General features: G+C 72.7%; 17 protein-coding genes and 1 pseudogene. 15 read left to right on the forward strand and 3 right to left on the reverse strand.

The genetic code is table 11. The features are described 5' to 3' along the window. Positions 1-48 precede the first annotated feature (48 nt). From dxr to QMZ92_RS29215, 6 genes are all read left to right on the forward strand, one after another. On the forward strand, positions 49-1,311 hold the full coding sequence (gene dxr / locus QMZ92_RS29190; RefSeq protein WP_283300561.1) for a 1-deoxy-D-xylulose-5-phosphate reductoisomerase: 1,263 nt from the start codon (positions 49-51) through the stop codon (positions 1,309-1,311). Further along, a complete protein-coding gene (locus QMZ92_RS29195) occupies positions 1,308-2,609 on the forward strand; it encodes a M50 family metallopeptidase (protein ID WP_283300562.1) in 1,302 nt (433 codons plus the stop codon). Before dxr ends, QMZ92_RS29195 begins: the two co-directional genes overlap by 4 nt. A gap of 193 nt (positions 2,610-2,802) precedes the next feature. Continuing rightward, the gene (gene ispG, locus QMZ92_RS29200; protein ID WP_283300563.1) at positions 2,803-3,957 is read left to right on the forward strand and encodes a flavodoxin-dependent (E)-4-hydroxy-3-methylbut-2-enyl-diphosphate synthase; all 1,155 of its coding nucleotides are present in this window, start codon (positions 2,803-2,805) and stop codon (positions 3,955-3,957) included. A gap of 182 nt (positions 3,958-4,139) precedes the next feature. Next, a complete protein-coding gene (locus QMZ92_RS29205) occupies positions 4,140-4,985 on the forward strand; it encodes a GNAT family N-acetyltransferase (protein WP_283300564.1) in 846 nt (281 codons plus the stop codon). Between the two features lie 28 nt (positions 4,986-5,013). Then, positions 5,014-5,556 carry a GNAT family N-acetyltransferase gene (locus QMZ92_RS29210; RefSeq protein WP_283300565.1) on the forward strand — a complete coding sequence of 181 codons (543 nt, stop codon included), beginning with the start codon at positions 5,014-5,016 and terminating at the stop codon, positions 5,554-5,556. 125 nt (positions 5,557-5,681) lie between these two features. Then, positions 5,682-7,376 (forward strand): proline--tRNA ligase, encoded by a 1,695-nt coding sequence (locus tag QMZ92_RS29215; RefSeq protein ID WP_283300566.1) that lies wholly within the window; start codon positions 5,682-5,684, stop codon positions 7,374-7,376. Positions 7,377-7,529: 153 nt separating this feature from the next. Here QMZ92_RS29215 and QMZ92_RS29220 read toward each other — a convergent pair whose 3' ends face one another. From QMZ92_RS29220 to QMZ92_RS29230, 3 genes are read right to left on the reverse strand one after another with little or no spacing between them, the layout of a single operon-like run. Then, positions 7,530-8,417: an aminoglycoside phosphotransferase family protein gene (locus tag QMZ92_RS29220; protein WP_283300567.1), complete on the reverse strand. Its 888-nt coding sequence runs from the start codon at positions 8,415-8,417 to the stop codon at positions 7,530-7,532. A 17-nt stretch (positions 8,418-8,434) separates the two neighbouring features. Continuing rightward, entirely contained in the window at positions 8,435-8,863 is a 429-nt protein-coding gene (locus tag QMZ92_RS29225) for a DUF4439 domain-containing protein (protein WP_283300568.1), read from the reverse strand. Next, positions 8,863-9,450, reverse strand: coding sequence for a hypothetical protein (locus tag QMZ92_RS29230; RefSeq protein ID WP_283300569.1), 588 nt, complete (start codon positions 9,448-9,450; stop codon positions 8,863-8,865). The genes QMZ92_RS29225 and QMZ92_RS29230 overlap by 1 nt, the downstream gene beginning before the upstream one ends. A gap of 188 nt (positions 9,451-9,638) precedes the next feature. On the opposite strand from QMZ92_RS29230, the gene rimP reads away from it, so the two are divergent. The 9 genes and pseudogenes from rimP (at position 9,639) to QMZ92_RS29285 (ending at position 21,948) form a co-directional block, all read left to right on the forward strand. Continuing rightward, positions 9,639-10,163, forward strand: coding sequence for a ribosome maturation factor RimP (gene rimP / locus QMZ92_RS29235; RefSeq protein ID WP_283300570.1), 525 nt, complete (start codon positions 9,639-9,641; stop codon positions 10,161-10,163). Between the two features lie 2 nt (positions 10,164-10,165). Next, complete coding sequence (gene nusA, locus QMZ92_RS29240) at positions 10,166-11,161, forward strand: transcription termination factor NusA (protein WP_283300571.1); 996 nt, start codon at positions 10,166-10,168, stop codon at positions 11,159-11,161. A 210-nt stretch (positions 11,162-11,371) separates the two neighbouring features. Next, complete coding sequence (locus QMZ92_RS29245; RefSeq protein ID WP_283300572.1) at positions 11,372-11,662, forward strand: YlxR family protein; 291 nt, start codon at positions 11,372-11,374, stop codon at positions 11,660-11,662. Positions 11,663-11,816: 154 nt separating this feature from the next. Next, positions 11,817-15,066: pseudogene (infB, locus tag QMZ92_RS36130) on the forward strand (translation initiation factor IF-2). Between the two features lie 157 nt (positions 15,067-15,223). Further along, positions 15,224-15,517, forward strand: coding sequence for a DUF503 domain-containing protein (locus tag QMZ92_RS29265; protein ID WP_138052797.1), 294 nt, complete (start codon positions 15,224-15,226; stop codon positions 15,515-15,517). A 55-nt stretch (positions 15,518-15,572) separates the two neighbouring features. Continuing rightward, a complete protein-coding gene (gene rbfA, locus QMZ92_RS29270) occupies positions 15,573-16,025 on the forward strand; it encodes a 30S ribosome-binding factor RbfA (RefSeq protein ID WP_283300575.1) in 453 nt (150 codons plus the stop codon). Further along, positions 16,022-16,951, forward strand: coding sequence for a tRNA pseudouridine(55) synthase TruB (truB, locus tag QMZ92_RS29275; RefSeq protein ID WP_283300576.1), 930 nt, complete (start codon positions 16,022-16,024; stop codon positions 16,949-16,951). The genes rbfA and truB overlap by 4 nt, the downstream gene beginning before the upstream one ends. A 217-nt stretch (positions 16,952-17,168) precedes the next feature. Beyond that, complete coding sequence (locus tag QMZ92_RS29280; protein WP_283300577.1) at positions 17,169-20,939, forward strand: serine protease; 3,771 nt, start codon at positions 17,169-17,171, stop codon at positions 20,937-20,939. 58 nt (positions 20,940-20,997) lie between these two features. Then, entirely contained in the window at positions 20,998-21,948 is a 951-nt protein-coding gene (locus QMZ92_RS29285; protein WP_283300578.1) for a bifunctional riboflavin kinase/FAD synthetase, read from the forward strand. Positions 21,949-21,973: the final 25 nt, after the last annotated feature.

Here is a 21,973-nt window from a genome sequence, read left to right on the forward strand (position 1 = left end):
AGGGGACGCGCTGTCGGGGCCCGCGCCGGCAGCGGACACAATGGGGGCATGAGCGACAGCCCAGCCCCACTCGCCGACCCGCACATCGTCTTCGATCCGTCCGAAGGCCGCCGGGACATCGTCGTCCTCGGCTCCACCGGGTCCATCGGCACGCAGGCCATCGACCTGGTCCTGCGCAACCCCGGCCGCTTCCGCGTCACCGCGCTCTCCGCCGCCGGCGGACGGGTCGACCTGCTCGCCGAGCAGGCGCACCGCCTGCGGGTGCGGGCGGTCGCCGTCGCCCGCGAGAACGCCGTCCCCGCGCTCCGGGACGCCCTGCGGGCACGGTACGGAACGGGTGAGCCGCTCCCCGAGATCCTGGCCGGGCCGGAGGCGGCGACCCAGCTCGCCGCCTCCGAGTGCCACACCGTCCTCAACGGCATCACCGGGTCCATCGGCCTCGCCCCCACCCTCGCCGCACTCGAAGCGGGCCGCACCCTCGCGCTGGCCAACAAGGAGTCGCTCATCGTCGGCGGCCCCCTGGTGAAGGCGCTCGCGAAGCCCGGTCAGATCATCCCCGTCGACTCCGAGCACGCCGCGCTGTTCCAGGCCCTCGCCGCCGGCACCCGCGCCGACGTCCGCAAGCTCGTCGTCACCGCCTCCGGCGGCCCCTTCCGCGGCCGCACCCGGGCCGAGCTCTCCCGGGTCACCCCCGAGGACGCTCTCGCCCATCCCACCTGGGCGATGGGGCCGGTGATCACGGTCAACAGCGCCACCCTGGTCAACAAGGGCCTGGAGGTCATCGAGGCGCACCTCCTCTACGACATCCCGTTCGAGCGCATCGAGGTCGTGGTCCACCCCCAGTCCTACGTTCACTCGATGGTGGAGTTCACGGACGGTTCCACGCTCGCCCAGGCCACGCCGCCGGACATGCGCGGCCCCATCGCCATCGGGATCGGCTGGCCGGAGCGGGTGCCGGAGGCCGCTCCCGCCTTCGACTGGTCGACGGCCTCCACCTGGGAGTTCTTCCCGCTCGACGAAGAGGCCTTCCCGTCCGTGGCACTCGCCCGGCAGGTCGGTGAGCGAGGCGGCACCGCCCCCGCGGTGTTCAACGCCGCGAACGAGGAGTGCGTGGACGCTTTCCTGGCGGGACGGCTGCCGTTCAACGGAATCATGGATACGGTCACTGCAGTCGTCGGCGAACACGGCACCCCCGGGAGGGGAACCTCGCTGACGGTCACGGACGTCCTGGAAGCGGAGACCTGGGCGCGCGCCCGCGCCCGGGAACTGGCCGTACTGGAAGAGAAGGCGACAGCGGAGGCTCGCGCATGACGATTCTGTTGACGGTCCTCGGCATAGCGCTCTTCGCTGTCGGACTGCTCTTCTCCATCGCCTGGCACGAGCTCGGCCACCTCTCGACCGCCAAGCTCTTCGGCATCCGCGTGCCCCAGTACATGGTCGGCTTCGGCCCCACGATCTGGTCGCGCCACAAGGGGGAGACCGAGTACGGGATCAAGGCCATCCCGGCCGGCGGCTACATCCGCATGATCGGGATGTTCCCGCCGGGCCCGGACGGCCGGGTCGAGGCCCGCTCCACCTCCCCCTGGCGGGGCATGATCGAGGACGCCCGCACGGCGGCCTTCGAGGAGCTCAAGCCCGGCGACGAGACCCGGCTCTTCTACACGCGCAAGCCGTGGAAGCGCGTCATCGTGATGTTCGCGGGCCCCTTCATGAACCTGGTGCTCGCCGTGGCGATCTTCCTGGGCGTCTCGATGTCGTTCGGCTTCGCCACCCAGACCACGCAGGTCGCCGGTGTCCAGCAGTGCGTCATCCCGCAGAGCGAGGACCGCAGCACCTGCAGGTCCACGGACCCCGAATCCCCTGCCTCGGCCGCAGGACTGCTCAAGGACGACCGGATCGTCGCCTTCAACGGGGTGCCGGTCACCGACTGGGGAGAGCTGTCCAGCCGCATCCGCGACACCATCGGCCCCGCCACCATCACGGTCGACCGCGGCGGCGAGGAGAAGGTCCTCCAGGCCACCCTGCTGAAGAACATGGTGGCCAAGAAGGACGCCGACGGGCAGGTCGTCCCCGGCGAGTTCGTGCCGGCCGGCTACCTCGGCTTCGCGGCGAGGACGGAGATCGTGCCGCAGACCTTCGGGCAGTCCCTGGACCGCATGGGCGACATGTTCGAGAACGGGGTCCAGGCGATCGTCTCGCTCCCGGCCAAGGTGCCGGACCTCTGGGCGGCGGCCTTCGGCGACGGCGAGCGCAAGGACGACTCCCCGGTCGGGGTGGTCGGCGCGGCCCGGATCAGCGGCGAGGTGCTCAACCTCGACGCCCCCACCCAGAACATCGTCGCCACCTTCCTGATGCTGCTCGCCGGCTTCAACCTCTCGCTGTTCCTGTTCAACATGCTGCCGCTGCTGCCGCTGGACGGCGGGCACATCGCGGGAGCGCTATGGGAGTCCGTGCGCCGCAACACCGCCCGGGTCTTCCGTCGGCCCGACCCCGGCCCCTTCGACGTGGCGAAGCTGATGCCCGTCGCCTACGTGGTCGCGGGGATCTTCATCTGCTTCACGCTGCTCGTGCTGGTGGCGGACATCGTGAACCCGGTGAAGATCTCCTGAGGGCTCGTGTTCGCCCGCGGTTTCCGCCCGGACCCCGGGCGGAAACCGCGGCCGGACACCGTATGGCGTCCGGCCGCGTCCCTTCGGGTGGATTGCCGCCGCGGTGTGCTCGGCCGCGGACCCGTGGCGTAATGTCGAAGGCTGGAGCCCGCCCTGTCGGGGCCTCGATCCACACCTTGGGGTTGCACAGCAGATGACCGCGATTTCTCTCGGGATGCCGTCCGTTCCGACCAAGCTCGCCGACCGGAGGGCCAGCCGCAAGATCCAGGTCGGCTCGGTCGCCGTCGGTGGCGACGCACCCGTGTCGGTGCAGTCGATGACGACGACGCGGACCTCCGACGTCGGTGCCACGCTGCAGCAGATCGCCGAGCTCACCGCGTCCGGCTGCCAGATCGTCCGCGTCGCGTGCCCCACGCAGGACGACGCCGACGCGCTCTCCACCATCGCCCGGAAGTCGCAGATCCCGGTGATCGCTGACATCCACTTCCAGCCGAAGTACGTCTTCGCGGCCATCGACGCGGGCTGTGCCGCGGTCCGCGTCAACCCCGGCAACATCAAGCAGTTCGACGACAAGGTCAAGGAGATCGCCAAGGCGGCCCGGGACGCCGGGACTCCCATCCGCATCGGTGTGAACGCGGGCTCGCTCGACCGGCGGCTGCTCCAGAAGTACGGCAAGGCCACCCCCGAGGCGCTCGTCGAGTCGGCGCTGTGGGAGGCCTCGCTCTTCGAGGAGCACGACTTCCGGGACATCAAGATCTCGGTCAAGCACAACGACCCGGTCGTCATGGTCAACGCCTACCGGCAGCTGGCCGAGCAGTGCGACTACCCGCTCCACCTCGGCGTGACGGAGGCCGGCCCGGCCTTCCAGGGCACCATCAAGTCCGCCGTCGCCTTCGGCGCGCTGCTCAGCGAGGGCATCGGCGACACCATCCGCGTGTCGCTGTCCGCGCCCCCGGCCGAGGAGGTCAAGGTCGGCATCCAGATCCTGGAGTCGCTGAACCTGCGCCAGCGCCGGCTGGAGATCGTCTCCTGCCCGTCCTGCGGCCGCGCCCAGGTCGACGTCTACAAGCTGGCCGACCAGGTCACCGCGGGCCTCGAGGGCATGGAGGTGCCCCTGCGCGTGGCCGTCATGGGCTGCGTCGTGAACGGCCCCGGCGAGGCCCGTGAAGCCGACCTGGGTGTGGCCTCCGGCAACGGCAAGGGCCAGATCTTCGTCAAGGGTGAGGTGATCAAGACGGTCCCGGAGTCGAAGATCGTCGAGACCCTGATCGAGGAGGCGATGAAGATCGCCGAGCAGATGGAGAAGGACGGCGTGGCCTCCGGGGAGCCCGAGGTCTCCGTCAGCTGACCGACCGCCGCAAGGGCCGGGTCCGCGCAGGCGGCCCGGCCCTTTCGCGTGAGGGGCCCGCTCCCGGGTATCCGGGTACAGTGCACAGACCGGCAGGCCGTACACCACCACGGATACGTCCAGGAGCCGGCCGACCGAGCGGCACCTGTCGTTGCCCGCAAGGAGTGATGGAGGGCCCTCTCGTGTTGACGCAGACGACCACCCGGGTCCTCGATCCCGACGACCTGGGGGCCACCCTCGTGGTCCTGGAGAGCGACCCGGTCGCCAACGCGTTCGTCACCGCCCGGGTCCAGGTCGCAGGACTCGACCCCTGGCGCCTCGGCGGCGAGATGTGGGGCTGGTACGCGGACGGACGGCTCCGCTCGCTCTGCTACTCGGGCGCCAATCTCGTTCCCATCTGCGCCACCCCCGAGGCCGTCCGCGCCTTCGCCGACCGCGCCCGCAGGGCCGGCCGCCGCTGCTCGTCCATCGTGGGGCCGGCCGAGACCACCTCCACGCTGTGGAAGCTGCTGGAGCCCAGCTGGGGCCCGGCCCGCGAGGTCCGCGCCCACCAGCCGCTCATGGTCACCGAGTCGCTGCCCCGGGACATCGAGCCCGACCCGTACGTGCGGCGCATCCGCAAGGACGAGATGGAGGTGATCATGCCCGCGTGCGTGGCCATGTTCACCGAGGAGGTCGGCGTCTCCCCGATGGCCGGCGACGGCGGACTGCTCTACCAGGCCCGGATCGCCGAACTCGTCGGCACGGGCCGTTCCTTCGCAAGGATCGACGACGGCAAGGTGGTCTTCAAGGCCGAGATCGGCGCCGCCACACCGCTGGCGTGCCAGATCCAGGGCGTCTGGGTCGCCCCCGAGTACCGCGGACGCGGCCTGTCCGAGACCGGGATGGCGGCCGTGATCCGCTACGCCCTCGCCGATGTGGCACCGGTCGTCAGCCTGTACGTGAACGACTACAACACCGCGGCCCGCGCGGCGTACCGACGGGTGGGATTCCGCGAGGTCGGTGCGTTCATGAGCGTGCTGTTCTGAGCGGCCGGCGGAGAAGTAGGGTTCCCGCATGGAACACGATGTCGAGGTCGCGCCGGTCAACCTCGCCGCACGCGTGGACGACGCCCTCTCGGTGCAGGCCCTCGCCTTCGGCCTCACCGCGGAGGAGATCGGTATCCGCCGCCACATCGTGCTCCGGCACCTGCTCAGCCCCGGGGCCTACGCCCTCGGCGCGACGACTCCCGCGGGCCGACTGGTGGGGTTCGTGTACGGGATGCCGAACGACCGCACCCACTGGTGGTCCACGGTCGTGGAGCCGTATCTGCGCAGCAACGGCTCCGACGACTGGCTGGACGACTCGTTCGTGATCACCGAGCTCCATGTCCACCCGGCCTACCAGGGGAGGGGCATCGGCCGTCGGCTGATCACCACCATCACTGACGGCGCCGCCCAGCCCCGCTCCATCCTGTCCGCCATCGACACGGAGAGCCCGGCACGCGGCCTGTACCGCGCCCTCGGCTACCAGGACCTGGCGCGCCAGGTCATCTTCCCCAGCGCCCCGAAGCCGTACGCGGTGATGGGGGCCCCGCTGCCACTGCTGCGCGGCGCCTGAAGGCCGTACCGCACGCACACGCGACGGGCGTACGGAACGGAACTGATTTCCACCCGCTGGCACCGCCCGGCTAACCTCCTGGACATCACCCTTTCTTGTACGCACTTGTACGCAGGAGACAATCCATGGCAGCCCAGGTCCAGCGCATGTCCCGTCTGATGGTCAAGACACTGCGCGACGACCCGGCGGACGCCGAGACGCTCAGCCACAAGCTGCTGGTCCGTGCCGGCTACGTCCGCCGGAACGCGGCGGGTATCTGGAGCTGGCTGCCCCTCGGCATGCGCGTCCTGGAGAACGTCGCCCGGGTCGTCCGCGAGGAGATGGACGCCATCGGCGCGCAGGAGGTGCTGCTGCCCGCGCTGCTGCCCAAGGAGCCGTACGAGGCCACCGGGCGCTGGGACGAGTACGGCGCCGAGCTGTTCCGCCTCCAGGACCGCAAGGGCGCGGACTACCTGCTCGGGCCCACCCACGAGGAGATCTTCACCCTGCTGGTGAAGGACCAGTGCACCTCGTACAAGGACCTCCCGGTCATCCTGTACCAGATCCAGACGAAGTACCGCGACGAGGCTCGTCCGCGCTCCGGCATCCTGCGCGGCCGCGAGTTCCAGATGAAGGACTCGTACTCCTTCGACACCACCGACGAGGGGCTGGCGGAGTCGTACCGGCTGCACCGCGAGGCCTACATCAAGATCTTCCGGCGCCTCGGTCTGGAGCACCGCATCGTCTCCGCCGTCTCCGGCGCCATGGGCGGCTCGGCCTCCGAGGAGTTCCTCGCCCCGGCCGCCGCCGGTGAGGACACCTTCGTCTACTGCCCCTCCTGCGACTACGCGGCGAACACCGAGGCCGTCACCTTCGACCTGAAGCCGGTCACCGGCGAGCACGGCCCCGTCGAGGAGCTGGACACCCCGGACACCCCGACCATCGAGACGCTCGCCGACCACCTCGGCGTGCCCGCCTCCGCCACGCTCAAGAACCTCCTCGTGAAGGTCGACGGCGAGATCGTCGCCGTCGGCGTGCCCGGGGACCGCGAGGTCGACCTCGGCAAGCTCACGGATCACCTGGCCCCGGCGGCCGTCGAGCTGGTCACCGCCGAGGACTTCGTCGGCCGCCCCGACCTGGTGCGCGGGTACGTCGGCCCGCAGGGCCTGGAGAAGGTCCGCTACATCGCCGACCCGCGCGTCGCCCCGGGCACCGCCTGGATCACCGGCGCCAACAAGCAGGACAAGCACGCCCGCAACGTCGTCGCCGGCCGTGACTTCGAGGTCGACGACTACCTGGACGTGGTCGTCGTCGAGGAAGGCGACCCGTGCCCCTCCTGCGGCACCGGGCTGAAGCTCGACCGCGCCATCGAGATCGGCCACATCTTCCAGCTTGGCCGCAAGTACACGGACGCCTTCCAGCTCGACGTCCTGGGCCAGAACGGCAAGCCGGTCCGCGTGACCATGGGCTCCTACGGCATCGGCGTCTCCCGCGCCGTGGCCGCCCTCGCCGAGCAGCACGCCGACGAGCAGGGCCTGTGCTGGCCCGGCGAGATCGCCCCGGCGGACGTTCACGTCGTCGCCGCCGGCAAGGCGCTGCAGACCGAGCTCGCACTCGACGTGGCCGAGAAGCTCGGCGCGGCGGGCCTGCGGGTGCTCGTGGACGACCGGGCCGGTGTCTCCCCGGGCGTGAAGTTCACCGACGCGGAGCTGATCGGCGTCCCCAAGATCCTGGTGGCGGGCCGCCGCTCCGGCGAGGGCGTCGTGGAGCTGAAGGACCGCCGCACGGGCGAGCGCGAGGAGCTGACCGTCGAGGAGGCCGTCGCGCGCCTCACCGACTGACGCTGCGGCGCTTGCGCCGACGACGAGGCCGGGGGCCGGGCCGGTGCACACCGGCCCGGCCCCCGGCCTCGTCCGCCGCCGTGCCCTCTGATGCCCGGCGTGGACGGCGGCCGGTCGCCGGCCCGCCCGCACTGCCGCCGGGGCGCCGTGGGTTCACAGCCAGCCGGCGAACTCCAGCGACAGCTCACCCTCGGCGTGCCGCCCCTCGGCGATCGCCCGCGTGCCCGACTCCACCGCGCGGAACAGCGTCCAGCCGCGCAGCCGGTCCCGGTCGACGTCGAGCGAGTCCGCGAGCCGGTTCACCCGGCGGCGAGCCGCGGAAGCGCCGGCGGCCGCGGCGACCAGGTCCTCCACCCGGTCCCTGGCCAGCCGCGCCAGGTCGTACGCCCGCTCGCCGACCAACGGCTCCGGCCCGACCGCCAGCCAGGGCGTGCGGTCGCCCGCGAGCACCTTGCTCTGGCGGAAGTTCCCGTGCAGCAGCAGCGACTCGGGTGAGTGCGCGAGCAGTTCCTCACGCGCGGCCAGCGCCTCGTCCACCAGCGCCTCGTCCACCAGTGCCTGCGGTGCTGCGGCCGCACGTTCCGGCAGCGCGGACACCTGACGGGCCGTGCGCTCGGCCACCGTCTCGAAGCCATGGCCGGACGGCGGTTCCACCCACAGCCGGCGCATCGTGCCCGCGGCCTCGAGCAGTGCCTTGGCCTCCGGGAGCGAGCGCACGGACAGCTCGGGATGCAGCCGCTCCAGCAGCAGCGCGCCTCCGGAACCGCCCAACAGCCGCACCGCGCCGAATCCGTTCCAGTGCGCGAGTGCCGCCCGCTCCAGCGCCGGCCCCGCGAACGGCGGCACGAGCTTGAGGGCTGCGGGCGTGCCGTCACGCCGCCGTACGAGGACGACGAGACTGCTCCGGCCGCCCGGCACCATCACCCGCTCGATCTCCAGCCCGTCGCGGACGGCGGTGTCCTCGACGAGCTTCGGCAGCTGCCCGGTCCAGTCGTTGTCTCCGAGCGCCCGCACCAGACGCCGGGGCGGTTCGAAACCCATGCGTGCGTTGTTCCCTTTCACTGCGCCGCGGCTCGCTCGGCAAGCCCGGGAAAGGCTACGCCGGTACCGCGCCACCGCACCGACCGCACCGCCGCCTCGCGCAGCGCGGCCGCGGCGTCGTGCCGCAGCGGCCCCCCGGCGGCCCGCACCAGATCGGAGTAGACGCCCGCGACCCGGTCCTCCAGGACGGCGGCCAGCCGGACCGCGGCCGCCGTGTCGGGTACCGCGAAGGGCAGTGCGTAGGCGGCCTGCGCGGCGGGGGGCTTCCCGCCGAGATCACGGACCGTGCGCTCCAGGGCGTCCCGGCGGGCCCGGTGCGAGGCGTACGCCGCAACGGCCTCGGCCCGGCGGGCCTCGCCGACCCGGCCGCCGACCACGCCGTAGCCGTAGACGGCGGCGTGCTCGGCCGCGAGGGCGGCCTGTGCCGCGGCCAGCGCGTCGCTCATCAACGGGACCCTTCCGTCAGCAGATAGGCATGGACCGCACCGGCCGCGGCGACCGAGGCCAGCAGCCGTGCGTACTCCGGCGGGGCGCCGCTCAGCGCGGCGGTGTGCCCGTCGGCGGTGGTCCGCTCGGCCGCGGCGAGTTCGCGAACGGCAGCCCCGGCGTCGGCGGGCACCGGGGGCACCGCGGGGCTCGCCGCGACCGACGGGCCGGGACGCGCGGGCCCGGAAGCGGACGGTGCGGGGGAGGAGGGCGACGGGGGCCGGGACACCGACCGGGCCGGCGGGGTCCCGGGCCGCGGCCGCGACCCGGTGGGCGCGAGCGCCTCGACATGCCGCACCACCTCGGCCCGCAGCGGCGTCAGTCGGGCCGCCAGTGCCGGATGAGCCGTCAGCACCGCGTCGTAGCGCAGCAGCAGGGCGCCGCTCAGTTCGGCGCTGCGCCGGCGCAGCACGGTCTCCACCGACTCGCTCCGGGGCGTGGCGCGCCGTGCCCCGGGCTCGTCCCGCGAACACCCGGTCAGCACCGCCGCGGCGGCCGCCCCGGTGGCCAAGAGGGCACGTCTGCGCGTCGTTCCCGTGCGCTCCACCTGGTCTCTCCTCGGGCCCTGGGACGCGTTCACCCGATCGGGTGGGTGACGCCTTGATGTGATCACCGCAGGCGAGCGTACCTGCGGGTCATCGGTGGGTGGACGGCAACACCCCCCGCGACCGGATACCCTTTGTGCTGACACACGACGAAACCCACAACAGCACACGCGGCCGAGGAGTCACCCGGATGAGCACCACCCAGAGCGAGAGGCTGCGCGGACTGCTCGAACCGCTCGTCAGCGCCGCGGACCTGGATCTGGAAGAGATCGAACTGTCCCGGGCCGGCCGCCGCCGTGTGCTCCGCGTCGTCGTGGATTCGGAGGAAGGCGTCGATCTCGACGCCTGTGCCGAGCTCAGCCGTGTCATCTCCGACAGGCTCGACGAGAGCGACGCCATGGGCGAGGGCGAGTACCAGCTCGAAGTGACCTCCCCCGGAGCGGAGCGCCCGCTCAGCGAACACCGCCACTACGTGCGCGCCAAGGGCCGGCTCGCCCGGTTCCAGCTGACCACCCCGGACGGGAAGCCGGGCGAGGAGCTGGTCGCGCGGATCCTCGACGTCGACGACGAGGGTCTCGGCCTGGAGGTACCGGGAGTCAAGGGGCGCAAGCCCACCGCCCGCAGACTCGCTTTCGACGAGATTGCCAAGGCGCGTGTGGAGCTCGAGTTCAACCGCAAGGACAAGAACGGCATTCAGAAAGAAGAGGAGGCGTAGCCGTGGACATCGACGTGAAGCTCCTGAGGGGCTTGGCACAGGAGAAGGAGATTGCCTTCGACCTGCTGGTCGACGCCATCGAGTCGGCCCTCCTCATCGCGTACCACCGCACCGAGGGCAGTCGCCGGCACGCCCGGGTCGAGCTGAACCGGCAGACCGGGCACGTGACGGTGTGGGCGAAGGAGGACCCGTCGGAACTCGACGAGGGCCAGGAGCCCCGGGAGTTCGACGACACCCCGCACGACTTCGGCAGGATCGCTGCGTCCACCGCCCGCCAGGTCATCCAGCAGCGGCTGCGCGACGCCGAGAACGACGTCACCTTCGGCGAGTACGCCCGCCGTGAGGGCGACATCGTGGCCGGCCAGGTCCAGCAGGGCAAGGACCCCAAGAACGTTCTGGTGAAGCTGGACGACAAGCTGGAGGCCATCCTGCCGGTGCAGGAGCAGGTGCCGGGCGAGGACTACTCGCACGGCCTGCGGCTGCGCACCTACGTCGTACGGGTGGCGAAGGGAGTGCGCGGCCCGTCCGTCACCCTGTCGAGGACTCACCCCAATCTGGTGAAAAAACTCTTCGCGCTCGAGGTGCCGGAGATCGCCGACGGTTCGGTCGAGATCGCGGCCATCGCCCGTGAGGCCGGTCACCGGACCAAGATCGCCGTGCGGTCCACCCGCAGCGGCCTGAACGCCAAGGGCGCGTGCATCGGCCCGATGGGCGGCCGGGTGCGCAATGTCATGGCCGAGCTGCACGGTGAGAAGATCGACATCGTGGACTGGTCGGACGATCCGGCGGAGATGGTCGCGAACGCACTGTCCCCGGCCCGGGTGTCCAAGGTCGAGGTCGTCGACCTCGGCGCCAGGTCCGCCCGGGTGACGGTCCCCGACTACCAGCTGTCACTGGCCATCGGCAAGGAGGGGCAGAACGCCCGCCTCGCCGCGCGGCTCACCGGCTGGCGGATCGACATCCGGCCGGACACCGAGCAGGCCGCTGAGCAGGACTGAACCGGACGCCGGGTGGCCCGCGGAGCAGCTTCCGGCCGGACGAGCGGGACGGAGCGGGGGTCGCGCTCGGTCACCGGCCCGGGGGTGCCGGGGAACGGATCCGGTCGCAGACTCGTTCCGTGACCGCGGAGTCGCCAAGAGTTTTGAGCCATCAATTGTTCGATTCTTGCCCCAAAGGGGTGAGGTCGGCGCGGGGAGGTAGACTTGGTCGTGTCTGGTCGGACGCATGTCCGCGCATGCCCTGAGCGAACCTGCGTGGGGTGCCGGGAGCGAGCGGCAAAGCGCGATCTGTTGCGCATCGTGGCGGTCGAGGGCGTATGCGTCCCCGATCATCGCGGTACGCTGCCCGGCCGGGGTGCGTATGTGCACCCCGCCTCGGTCTGTCTCGACCTGGCGGTCCGTCGCCGGGCGTTCCCGAGGGCCCTCAGGGCCCAGGGGCCGCTCGACACCGCGGACGTCCGCCGGGAAATCGAGGCGACGGCGGCGCAGGCAGCACCGTAAGAAGGAAGAGCAGCACCGCACGGATCCCCGTGCGGTCAGGTACCTCGCGAGTTGGAAGTAGGTCGAGATTGCGATGAGCACTCGATGAGTACGCGATGAGTACGCCCATGAAGTAGCGACGGTCCGGCGGTAACCCGGACCTAAAAGGAGCGAAGTGGCTAAGGTCCGGGTATACGAACTCGCCAAGGAGTTCGGCGTGGAGAGCAAGGTCGTCATGGCCAAGCTCCAAGAACTCGGTGAATTCGTCCGTTCGGCGTCCTCGACGATCGAGGCGCCGGTTGTACGCAAACTGACTGATGCTTTCCAGCAGGGTTCCGGGGCTGCCCCCGCGAAGCGCTCTGCCGGCAAGCCCGCGGCGCCGCGCAAGTCCGCGCCCTCCCCCGCAGCGGCAAGCCGCGCGGGTGGCGCCCCCTCGCCCGCCGCGCCCTCCCCGGCGCAGGCGGCGCGTCCCGCAGCTCCCAAGCCCGGCGCACCGGCTCCCAAGCCGGCCGCCGCCGAGGCTCCCAAGAGTGCTCCCGCGGCCCCGACCCCCGGCCCGCGGCCGACCCCGGGTCCCAAGCCCGCGGCGGCCCCGAAGCCGGCTCCGGCCGCTCCGGCCGCGCCGGAGTTCACCGCGCCCCCGGCGGCCCCGGCTGCCGGTCCCCGGCCCGGTGCCACTCCCGGCCCGCGTCCGGCCGCCCGTCCCGGCCAGGGCCAGGGCGGCGGTGCCCGTCCCGGTTCCCCGCGCTCCGGTGGCGAGCGCCAGGCCCCGCGTCCCGGTGCCCGTCCCGCGGGCCCGCGTCCGGGCAACAACCCCTTCACCTCCGGTGGCTCGACCGGTATGGCGCGCCCGCAGGCGCCCCGTCCGGGCGGTGCGCCGCGTCCCGGCGGTCAGGGTGCCCCCGGTGGCCCGCGTCCGCAGGGCGGCGGCCAGGGCGGTCCCCGTCCGCAGGCTCCCGGTGNCGGGCCCGCGTCCGGGCAACAACCCCTTCACCTCCGGTGGCTCGACCGGTATGGCGCGCCCGCAGGCGCCCCGTCCGGGCGGTGCGCCGCGTCCCGGCGGTCAGGGTGCCCCCGGTGGCCCGCGTCCGCAGGGCGGCGGCCAGGGCGGTCCCCGTCCGCAGGCTCCCGGTGGTTCCCGTCCCACCCCGGGCGGCATGCCGCGTCCGCAGGCTCCGCGTGGAGCCGGTGGTCCCGGTGGCCCCGGCGGTAACCGTCCGAACCCGGGCATGATGCCGCAGCGTCCCGCTGCCGGTCCGCGTCCCGGTCCCGGCGGCCGTGGTCCCGGTGGTCCCGGTGGTCGTCCCGGTGGCGGCGGCGGTGCCGGACGTCCCGGCTTCGCCGGTCGTCCCGGTGGCGGTGGTGGCGGCGGCGGTCGTCCCGGTGGCGGCGGCGGCTTCGGCGGCCCGCGTCCCGGTGGTGGCGGCGGAGGCTTCGGTGGCGGCGGTGGCCGTCCCGGCTTCGGCGGACGTCCGGGTGGCCCCGGCGGCCGCGGTGGCACGCAGGGTGCGTTCGGCCGTCCCGGCGGTCCGGCGCGCCGTGGCCGCAAGTCCAAGCGGCAGAGGCGCCAGGAGTACGAGGCCATGCAGGCCCCGTCGGTCGGCGGTGTGATGCTGCCTCGCGGCAACGGCGAGACCGTCCGTCTGTCGCGCGGTGCCTCCCTCACCGACTTCGCGGAGAAGATCAACGCCAACCCGGCGTCGCTCGTCGCCGTGATGATGAACCTCGGCGAGATGGTCACGGCCACGCAGTCCGTCTCCGACGAGACGCTGCAGCTCCTGGCCGGCGAGATGAACTACACGGTTCAGATCGTCAGCCCGGAGGAGGAGGACCGCGAGCTGCTCGAGTCCTTCGACATCGAGTTCGGCGAGGACGAGGGCGGCGAGGAGTTCCTGGTCGCGCGTCCGCCGGTGGTGACCGTCATGGGTCACGTCGACCACGGTAAGACCCGGCTGCTGGACGCGATCCGCAAGACGAACGTCGTCGCGGGCGAGGCCGGCGGAATCACGCAGCACATCGGTGCGTACCAGGTCTCGACCGAGGTCAACGAGGAAGAGCGCCGGATCACCTTCATCGACACCCCGGGTCACGAGGCGTTCACCGCCATGCGTGCCCGCGGTGCCAAGTCGACCGACATCGCGATCCTCGTGGTGGCGGCCAACGACGGTGTGATGCCCCAGACGATCGAGGCGCTGAACCACGCCAAGGCGGCCGACGTGCCGATCGTGGTCGCGGTCAACAAGATCGACGTCGAGGGTGCGGACCCGACGAAGGTGCGCGGTCAGCTGACCGAGTACGGTCTGGTGGCCGAGGAATACGGCGGCGACACCATGTTCGTCGACATCTCCGCCAAGCAGGGTCTGAACATCGAGAACCTGCTGGAGGCCGTGGTCCTGACGGCGGACGCCGCCCTGGACCTGCGGGCCAACCCGGAGCAGGACGCGCAGGGCATCGCGATCGAGTCCCACCTCGACCGCGGCCGCGGTGCCGTCTCGACCGTCCTGGTCCAGCGAGGCACCCTGCGCATCGGCGACACCATGGTCGTCGGCGACGCGTACGGCCGTGTCCGCGCGATGCTCGACGACAAGGGCAACAACGTGGAGGAGGCGACTCCGTCGACTCCCGTCCTGGTCCTGGGTCTCACCAACGTCCCGGGCGCCGGCGACAACTTCCTGGTCGTCGACGAGGACCGCACGGCCCGTCAGATCGCCGAGAAGCGCGCCGCCCGTGAGCGCAACGCCGCGTTCGCCAAGCGCACCCGCCGGGTGTCCCTCGAGGACCTCGACAAGGTGCTCAAGGCGGGCGAGGTCCAGCAGCTCAACCTCATCATCAAGGGCGACGCGTCCGGTTCGGTCGAGGCCCTCGAGTCCTCGCTGCTCCAGCTGGACGTCGGCGAAGAGGTCGACATCCGCGTGCTGCACCGCGGTGTCGGTGCGGTCACCGAGTCGGACATCGACCTGGCGACCGGCTCCGACGCCATCGTGATCGGCTTCAACGTGCGCGCCGCCGGGCGTGCCACCCAGATGGCCGAGCGCGAGGGTGTGGACGTCCGCTACTACTCGGTCATCTACCAGGCGATCGAGGAGATCGAGGCGGCCCTCAAGGGCATGCTCAAGCCGGAGTACGAAGAGGTCGAGCTCGGCACGGCGGAGATCCGCGAGGTCTTCCGCTCGTCCAAGCTGGGCAACATCGCGGGTGTCCTCATCCGCTCCGGCGAGGTCCGGCGCAACACCAAGGCGCGCCTCATCCGCGACGGCAAGGTCGTCGCGGAGAACCTCAACATCGAGGGTCTGCGTCGCTTCAAGGACGACGTCACCGAGATCCGCGAAGGCTTCGAGGGCGGTATCAACCTCGGAAACTTCAACGACATCAAGGTCGACGACGTCATCGCGACGTACGAGATGCGCGAGAAGCCGCGCGGCTGACACGGCGCGGGCTGACACGCACACCGGTGCTCGGGGCCGGTCGGCGGGAGGTAATCCCGTCGATCGGCCCCGGCCGTGCGTGTACGGTTCTTGATGTACCTGCCAAGAGCGGGCAGGGCACAGACCGAACCCGTACCGGCGGGACATCCGGACATACATGTTTGTGGGGACGCTGTCCTTCGACCTGCTCCTCGGCGACGTTCGTTCGTTGAAGGAGAAACGCTCCGTCGTCCGCCCGATCGTGGCCGAGCTCCAGCGCAAGTACGCGGTGGCCGTGGCCGAGGTGGGCGGACAGAACCTGCACCGCAGGGCCGAGATCGGCCTCGCGGCGGTGTCCGGGGATCCGGGACACCTCACAGACGTACTGGACCGGTGCGAGCGCCTTGTCGCCGCCCGGCCCGAAGTGGAGCTGCTGTCGGTACGACGGCGGCTGCACGGCGACGATGATTGAGACTGCACCGTCCGGGGGCGACCCCGGACCACCGCACGAAAGAGGAGAAGGACCGGTGGCCGACAACGCGCGGGCCCGCAAGCTGGCCGATCGCATCCAGGTCGTGGTCGCGGAGACCCTGGACCGGCGAATCAAGGATCCGCGGCTGGGCTTCGTCACGATCACGGACGCCCGGGTCACCGGCGACCTGCGGGAGGCCACGGTCTTCTACACGGTGTACGGGGACGACGAGGAGCGCGCGGCGTCCGCCGCGGCGCTGGAGTCCGCCAAGGGCGTCCTGCGGTCCGAGGTGGGCCGGCAGACCGGCGTCCGCTTCACGCCGACCCTGACGTTCGTCCCGGACGCCCTCCCGGACAACGCCCGGACCATCGACGATCTGCTCGACAAGGCACGGGCCAAGGACGCGGAGGTCCGTCAGGCGTCCACGGGCAAGACCTACGCGGGCGAGCCCGACCCCTACCGCAAGCCGGAGGACGAGGACAGGGACGAGGACGCGGCCTCCGAATGAGCCAGCACAGCGACACCGCCCCCGCCGCCACCGGGAGCGCCACCCGGGACGGTCTCGTCATCGTCGACAAGCCGGCTGGCTTCACCTCCCACGACGTCGTCGCCAAGATGCGCGGCATCGCGCGCACCCGCCGGGTCGGGCACGCGGGCACACTGGATCCGATGGCGACCGGCGTGCTGGTCCTGGGCGTCCAGAAGGCCACGAAGCTGCTCGGCCATCTGGCACTCACCGAGAAGGAGTACCTCGGGACGATCCGGCTCGGCCAGAACACCGTCACCGACGACGCGGAGGGCGAGGTCACCTCGTCCACCGACGCCTCGGGTATTGCCCGGGACGCCATCGACGCGGGGGTCGCCGAACTGACCGGCGACATCATGCAGGTGCCGTCGAAGGTCAGCGCCATCAAGATCGACGGCAAGCGGTCCTACGCGCGGGTGCGCGGCGGCGAGGAGTTCGACATCCCCGCACGTCCGGTCACCGTCTCGCAGTTCACCGTCCACGACGTCCGCGATGCCGTCGCCGAGGACGGCACACCGGTGACCGACCTCGTCGTCTCGGTTGTCTGCTCCTCCGGCACCTACGTCAGGGCCCTCGCCCGCGACCTCGGCGCCGGGCTCGGCGTCGGCGGACACCTGACCGCGCTCCGCCGCACCCGCGTCGGGCCGTACAAGCTCGACGCGGCCAGGACGCTCGACCAGCTCCAGGAGGAGCTGACGGTCATGCCGATCGGCGAGGCCGCCGCGGCCGCGTTCCCGCGCTGGGACGTCGACGACAAACGAGCCAGGCTGCTGCTCAACGGCGTACGCCTCGACATGCCGGAGCACCCGGCGCAGGGCCCGGTGGCCGTCTTCGGACCCGAGGAACGGTTCCTGGCGCTGGTCGAGCGGCAACGGGGCAAGGCGAAGAGCCTCGCGGTCTTCGGCTGACGGCCGCGGAGACCCCTCCGGGCGGCCGGGAGAGCTCCATCGTGGAGCGGGCAGGGCCACTGCCCGCTCCACGATCCCCCTCGGAGGGTGTCTATCCGTCCCGCAGCGGGGATTCACCCCAACGGGCAGGCGCTCGGAGTGCATCGGGGGTGCACTCGGGGGCGCGTTCGTCCGGTGGTCTTCTCCCGGTGATCAACAACGGCCTACCGTCGGAGCCATGGGACGCGGGGACCTGGCGACGCTGGTGCGCATCTGTGATTCGGCGGGCCGGCCGTGCGGGACCGGCTTCGCCGTGGACGACCGGGGCACGGTCGTCACCAGCCATGAAGCCGTCGAAGGACTTGACCGGATCGTGCTGCGCGTGCCCGGCGGCGGCGCCGGGGTCGCCGACGGCGTCACGTTCCTCCCGGAGGCGGACCTCGCACTCGTCCGTACCACGGGGCTCGGCCTGAGACCCCTGGCCGTCGCCGTCCGCGATCGGCCCGCGGACGGGGCGTACGTGCGCATCCCGGCCGGTGGCTGGCGCGAGGCGCGCGTTCTGGGGGAGACCCCGGCCACCTACACCGTGGCAGGCCGTGCGCACCCCCTCGACGGCGCACTCGAACTGGCCGTCGGCACCGAGGGGAGCGACGCCCTGGGCCCCGGCGGAACGGCCACGGGCGGACCGGTGGTGGATACCCGGACCGGCTCCGTCGTGGCCGTCCTCGCGGGTACCGCACCCGCCACGGGACACCCCGTCGCGGGACTCGCCGTACCCCTGCGCACGGCCGCCGCGAGCGACCCCGCAGGGCCGCTCGCCGCGCTGCTGCGGCACAACGCCCGGACCGTCGCCGGGTTCGGGGCCGACCTGAATCTCGCCGGTGCCCGACGGCTCGCCGCGGTGTCCCTCGGCCCCGCCCGCCCGGTCAGCGCCGGAGAAGCCGGCGCAGAACCGGTTGAACGCCCCTACGTGGTAAGGGAGTTCGACCAGTTCGAGGCGTCCCCGGCGCCCGTCCTCGCCCTGACCGGCGCCCCCGGCAGCGGGCGGACCACCGAACTCGCCGCGCTCGCCACCCGTCGTGCCCACGGGACCGAACCGGCCGTCTCGATCCGGATGCGCGGCGCCGACCTCGCGGCGGGCGACCGCGGCGTGGCGGACGCCGTGGCCCGTGCGCTCGCACGCTCCGGCCGCGTCGTCGCCGGTGTCACGGCCCATCGCAGCGGTCCCTGGGCGGTACCCGCGGGCGGCGCCGAGGCCACGCCGGAGCATGTGGCACGGGTCGCCCGGGAGGCCGGGAGGCCGCTGTTCGTCCTCCTCGACGGTCCCGAGGAGATGCCCGCCGCCCTGGCGGCCCGGCTCCCCGACTGGACGGCGGAGACGACGCGCTGGCTGCGCGGGCACGGAGTACGGCTCGTCCTCGCCTGCCGGCCCGAGTACTGGGAACGGACCGCCCCGCTGTACCAGGCGGCCGGCATGCGCCGGCCCGCCCTGCACCTCGGGCCGCTGACCGAGCGGGAGGCCGAGCGGGCGAGGGCGCGCCTCGGACTCCCGGACGCTGCGCCGGCGGCCGCGGACGCCCGCCATCCGCTCGCCCTGGCGCTGCTCGCGGAGGTGCGGGAAGCACTGCCCGGCGACGTACCTGGGCAGCCGTCGCGTGAGGACGTCCTCTCGGCGCACACGGACCTGATGTGCCTGCGGGCCGCGACGCGGATCGCCGGGGCCGCGGGGACCGAGCCGGCCGCGGCCGCGGTGCGCCGGCTGGCGGCCCGGGTGGCCGGGCGGGTGCACGAGGCCGCGCGGCACTGCCTCGGCCAGGGGGAGGGCGGTCTCGACCGGGAGACCTTCGGGGACCTCTTCCCCTGGCGTACGGGCTGGGCGTCCGCGGTGCTCGCCACGGGGCTGCTGGTGCCCGCCGGCGGCGGCTACCGCTTCGCCCACGAGGAGGTCGCCGAGTGGCTGCAGGCGGCGCACCTCGACGTGGACACGGTTCTGCATCCGCTGCTGCGCCGGGCGGACCCCACGACCGGCGCCGCCGCGGACGGCGGCGTACCCGCCCTGCCCCGGCACCGGAAGGGGACGGTCGTCCAGGCACTGCTGCTGCTCGACCGCCGATCCGGGGAGCCCGCACTGGCACCGCGGCTCGCGGCGCTGGTGGACGTGCTCGACGGTCTGGACGGCTCGTCGGGATCCGACGTGCCGGAGAGCCCCGACGGGCCCGACGGCTTCGACGGCAGGACGGACCCGGGGCCGGGCGCGGACGTGCGCTGGTGGGCGGCCGGTCTGCTCCGGGAGACGCTGCTGCGCGTCCCGCGTGCCCGCCGGTACCTCGGCGTGCTGCGCACCCTCGCGGACCGCATCACCCGGCGCTCGCTGCGGCCGGGCGGCCCGCGCCGGCCGGCCGGACTCGGTGAGTTCGGCCCCTCGTTCTGGCAGGCGCTGCACATCGGCGAGGCCGAACGCATCGACCTGCTGCGCCGTCTCGTTCCGGCCGACGGGTCCCCGGAGCGCGCCGGGACCGGCCGGGTCGCTGCGGCAGCGAACACCGCTGCCGCCGTGGACGGCGCGCCGTCGGGCCACTTCGAAACCGGCCCGGCCGGTTCGCCGCGGGACGAGGCCGGGGCGGGTACGGGCGAGGTGCCGCGTCGGGGAACGTGCCCGGCCGGTTCGCCGGGCGGCCACGTTCCCACGGCCGGCGGCCGGCGGCACGAGGAACCCGGCGCCGCCCGGCCGCCCCGCTATCTGGACGCGGTCTCCGAACGGCTGGCCCGGTCGCCGCGGGCCGTCCAGCCGCTGCTCTGCCGGTGGTTCACCGACGACCGGCCGCTACCCGCCGCGCCCGGTGCCGCCATCCGGCCCACCGTCGCCGCGGCGGCCCAGGCGCTCCTCCACACCCACCGGGGACGGGCCGTCGACGATCTCTGCGAGGCGCTCGTCAGCACCGTGCACCCCCGTGCCCGGGAGTTGCTCGCCGCGCTCGCCGAGGACGAGCCGTCCGCCGTCTGCCGGGCCGTCGACCGCTGGGCCCACGACGACACCCGCCCGGTACGCCGGCTCGCCGCGGCGACGTACGCCCCCCTGGTGGCGGCCCGCGTCACCGGCCGGCTCGACCGGGACCTGCTCAGATACGCGGCGCTCGCGCTGCTCGCGCGGCCCGCCGACACCGCTCTGCACGGCGCAGCGTTGGCCGTCCTCGTCCGCGACCCGCGCAGCCGGCCCCGCTATCTCACGCGGGCCCTGGACGCGTATCGCGACCACGATCCCGGAGTCCCCGCCGACGTTCTCGTCAGTGCCGCAACGACCCACCCCGAGCCGGTGTTCGCCGCGTTCCGCGCCGCTCTGCACCGCCCGGGCGACGGTGCGGGCGACGTGCTGCGGGCGCTCGCTGGACTCGGCACGCCCGCCCTGGCCCGCCGTGCCGCCGGGCTGGTGAGCGAGTACGTCGGCCTGCGGCCCGCCGGCGCCCCGGACGCGGCGGCCTTCGTCGGGCTCAGGCTGCGGCAGGGCGCGTCGGCGCGAGCCGTGCTCCTGCCGCTCGTCGTGGACCTGCTGCGCGGCCGGCCCGTGCAGGTACGCTGCGCGGTCGCCGCCGTGCTCGGGACACCGGGGGGCCCGGCCGGCGAGCCGTTGCGCATAGAGCTGCTGGACGTCCTCCTGGACCACGAGCGGTGCACGGGCGGGGACCCGGAGGTCCTGGACGCGCTGCTCCAGGCAGTCGTGTGCGCGCCGGGAAGAAGGCCGGCCGGTCCCCGCGTCCGCGAACTGGTCCATCGCGTCGGTCTCCTCCTCGTGCGCACTCCGGAGGGTGCGAACCGCTTCGACCGCCGACTGGTCGAGCTGGCCCGCCAGGTGCCCGGATTCGCCGCCGAGGTGGTGACGTGGCAGGCCGCGGCACCGCGGGAGTGGGCGGTGGTGATCGGACCCAGCACACGCCGGACGCTGGAGGCGTTGGGCAGTCAGGTGCCGATGCCGACGGCGCTCCGCGGGCATGGCAGTCTTAGACCTGCGTAAGAAGTCATCCTTGCGTACACAGGTTCGATAAATCGGGTTCGGGCGAGGAGCGGTCACAGTGCAGCGCTGGCGTGGCTTGGAGGACATCCCCCAGGACTGGGGGCGCAGCGTCGTCACCATCGGTTCCTACGACGGCGTGCACCGCGGCCACCAGCTGATCATCGGGCGGGCCGTGGAGCGGGCCCGTGAGCTGGGTGTGCCGTCGGTCGTGGTCACGTTCGATCCGCACCCGAGCGAGGTCGTCCGCCCCGGGAGCCACCCGCCGCTGCTCGCTCCGCACCACCGGCGTGCCGAGCTGATGGCGGAACTCGGTGTGGACGCGGTGCTGATCCTGCCGTTCACCGCCGAGTTCTCGAAGCTGTCGCCCGCCGACTTCATCGTGAAGGTGCTCGTGGACAAGCTCCACGCCCGCGCGGTCATCGAGGGGCCCAACTTCCGCTTCGGCCACAAGGCGGCCGGCAACGTCGACTTCCTGGCCGAACTCGGCCGCACCTACGACTACGAGGTCGAGGTGGTCGACCTGTTCGTGCGGGGCGAGGCCGGCGGCGGCGAGCCCTTCTCGTCCACGCTGACCCGGCGGCTGATCGCCGAGGGCGACGTCGAGGGGGCGGCGGAGATCCTGGGCCGTCCGCACCGGGTGGAGGGCGTCGTCGTCCGCGGGGCCCAGCGCGGCCGTGAGCTCGGCTATCCGACGGCCAACGTGGAGACGCTGCCGCACACCGCGATCCCCGCCGACGGCGTCTACGCGGGCTGGCTCACCGCCGGTGGCGAGCGGATGCCCGCCGCGATCTCCGTGGGCACCAACCCGCAGTTCAACGGCACCGAGCGGACCGTAGAGGCCTATGCGATCGACCGTGTCGGCCTCGACCTGTACGGGCTCCATGTGGCCGTCGACTTCCTCGCCTACGTACGCGGCATGGCGAAGTTCGAGTCCATCGAGGCACTTCTCGACGCCATCGCCGCCGATGTGAAGCGCGCGCGCGAACTGACCGCGGAGTACGACGCGTAGGGCGCCGCCGCGCGGCGCCGGGCCG

Source organism: Streptomyces sp. HNM0645 (genome assembly GCF_030056615.1).
In the GTDB taxonomy this organism is placed as follows: Bacteria; Actinomycetota; Actinomycetes; order Streptomycetales; family Streptomycetaceae; genus Streptomyces; species Streptomyces marianii.